The following is a 2,639-nucleotide window of genomic DNA, read 5'->3' as shown; positions in this document are numbered from 1 at the left end:
CCCGGTGCGCGCAGCTTCCCCACTACGCACACCGGGCGGTCTGTGGTCAGCCCGGTGGGGCTGAGGCTGAGGTGAGCGGCTGGCTCACGGGGTTTCGAGGCTCGGGCGCTTGGCGCCCTCGCACCTCAACCTCCGGAGCGGGGGCGGGCGCTTGGCGCCCTCGCACCTCAACCTCCGGAGCGGCAGCCCGCTCGGCTCTCAGGATGGCGATCTCGTCCTCGAAGTCATCGGCCGACTCGAAGGCGCGGTAGACGCTCGCGAACCGCAGGTAGGCGACCTCATCGAGCTGACGCAGCGGGCCGAGGATGGCCAGGCCGATCTCGTGGGCCGGCACCTCGGCGTACCCCTGGCTGCGCAGCGTGGCCTCGACCGTCTGCCCGAGGCGGGCCAGGTCGTCCTCGGAGACCGGGCGGCCCTTGCAGGCCTTGCGGACGCCGGAGACGGCCTTGTCGCGGGTGAAGGGCTCGGTGGCGCTGGAGCGCTTGAGCACCATCAGCTGCATCTGCTCCAGGGTGGTGAAGCGGCGCTCGCAGTCGGAGCAGGTACGCCGGCGGCGGATCGACCCGCCGTCGTCGGCGACGCGGGAGTCGAGGACCCGGGTGTCGGTGCAGCGGCAGTACGGGCAGTGCATTCCGGGCTCCTCTCGTCTCGTGCCGGACACGTCCGCGGGCGCGCCGAACAGCCCCTCGTCGGGGGCCCCTCCGCCTGTGGACGAATCGCTGTTTCCTGTGGAGATCCAGCGGCTTCCTGTGGGGTCTGACACCTGGTTCTGTGAACTAGATGTGGAAAACCACAACGGTGTAACTACTAGATGTAGTGGTAACCGTACGCCCGGGTCGACGCTCTCGCAAGCGAACGCGAAAACTTCTTGGAGGGCGTCCGGTGCTCATCGAGAAACCGCAGGTCAGGGCACCTGTCGGCCCCGAAAATCGGTCTCCGCCACCCGCGTGTCGCGGACTCCGGCAGCGGGGTGTCGGGGCATCGGTCACAATGTGTCGGTGGGGACAGGGAAGCGGGCCGGACCGCGGCGACAGCGCCGGTTCGACGCCGTACTGCTGCTCCTCGCGCTGGCCGTCACGGCCTGCGTCGTCGCCTGGGGCTATCTGGTCAAGGCGGCCATCGATTTCGGGGTGACCGCGCGCGGTGGCGAGTCCGGCGCCTGGCTGTTCCTGGGCCTGGCGTCGCTGGGTGCGGTCGCCTGCCTGTTCATCGGGCTGATCCTCGTCGCCCGGGTGGTACGCCGGCTGACCAACCCGCCCTCCGACAGCTCGTCGGGCGCGCAGGCCACCGCTCAGCCCCGGCTCCCCGGGGGCCGGCGGGCAACCCGCTGACCCGCGCTACTGGATGACCCGGAACTGGGACATCATGTCGTGGTCCTCGTGCTCGACGTTGTGGCAGTGGAACACGTAGCGACGGGTGAAGCTGCCCGGCGTGGGCCCGAGCGGGACCTTGGGCCACTTGATGAGGACCCGGACCGTCTCGTCCGGACCCAGCGCGACGGTGTCCTTCCAGCCCTGCTCGTGGGCGAGTGGAGCCCTGCCGTTGCGGTCGAGGATCTTGAAGTTCGTCAGGTGCACGTGCACCGGGTGGGACCAGCCGCGACCCGTCTTGAAGGTCCAGATCTCGGTCGTGCCCTCCTTGGGAGTGGCGTCGAACCTCGTCGGGTCGTAGGTCTTGCCGTTGATGACGTAGAGGTCGGGCCACTCCCGGTCGAAGTCCCAGTACCGGGTGGCGACCGAGGCGGACGTGGTGGTCGCCAGGTGGGTGTCGTCGGTCTGGTTGGCCGCCGACCGGAGCGTCGTGGGGATCGAGCTGGGGTCGGTCTCCTGGCGCACCACGTCGAAGCGCATGACCTCGGCCGTGCTCCCGCTGCCCAGCAGGTTCTTGAGCACCACCTTGCTGCCCACGGCGTACTTGGAGAAGTCGATGACGATCTCGTAGCGCTCCGCCGGCCAGATCGGCAGCGAGGACATGCTCAGCGGCGTCTCGCGCAGGCCGCCCTCGGTGCCGATGAGGGTGAACGTGCCCGAGGAGAGGGCCAGCTTGTAGGGCCGGGCGTTGGAGCCGTTGAGGATCCGGAAGCGGTACTTGCGGTTGGCCACCTGGAAACGCGGACGGGCCGCACCGTTGACCACGATCACGTCGCCCTGGAAGCCCTCGTCGCTGACCGAGTCGCTGGGGTAGTTGAGGGTCCCGTCGGCGTTGAAGCGCCGGTCCTGGATCACCAGCGGCACGTCGTAGGCACCCTTGGGCAGCGGCAGCGCGTCCTCGAGATCGTCGGTGAGGAGGTAGAAGCCGGCCAGGCCCCGGTAGACGTGCCGGGCGGTCGTCATCTCCGCGTGGTCGTGGTACCACATCGTCCGCGCGTTCTGGTTGTTGGAGTAGACGTAGTCCTTGTACCCGAGCGGAGCGATCAGGTCGTTGGGGTGCCCGTCGGAGTCACCGTCCACGTAGCCGCCGTGCAGGTGCGTCGACATCGCCTCCGACAGCAGGTTCTGCTGGCGGATCACCACCTGGCGGCCCTTCCTGGCCTTGATCGTCGGGCCGGGGTACAGGCCGTTGTAGGCCCACACCGGCGTGGTCAGACCGGGGATGATCTGCGCCTGCGCCGGCTGCATGTTCACGTTGTAGTAGTCGGT

At 68.9% G+C, this 2,639-nt stretch carries 3 protein-coding genes; 1 reads left to right on the top strand and 2 read right to left on the bottom strand.

Annotated elements, in window-relative coordinates:
• Positions 1-46: 46 nt before the first annotated feature.
• Positions 47-631, bottom strand: a complete 585-nt coding sequence (gene nrdR / locus VFN12_RS12550; RefSeq protein ID WP_325119039.1) for a transcriptional regulator NrdR — start codon at positions 629-631, stop codon at positions 47-49.
• A 367-nt stretch (positions 632-998) separates the two neighbouring features.
• On the opposite strand from nrdR, the gene VFN12_RS12545 reads away from it, so the two are divergent.
• Positions 999-1,331 (top strand): hypothetical protein, encoded by a 333-nt coding sequence (locus VFN12_RS12545; RefSeq protein ID WP_325119038.1) that lies wholly within the window; start codon positions 999-1,001, stop codon positions 1,329-1,331.
• Between the two features lie 6 nt (positions 1,332-1,337).
• Here the strand turns inward: VFN12_RS12545 and VFN12_RS12540 are convergent.
• On the bottom strand, positions 1,338-2,639 hold a 1,302-nt coding region (locus tag VFN12_RS12540; RefSeq protein WP_325119037.1), incomplete at its 5' end, for a multicopper oxidase family protein.

Source organism: Nocardioides sp., from assembly GCF_035703625.1.
Classification (GTDB): Bacteria; Actinomycetota; Actinomycetes; order Propionibacteriales; family Nocardioidaceae; genus Nocardioides.
This window is presented reverse-complemented; position numbering and strand designations above follow the sequence as displayed.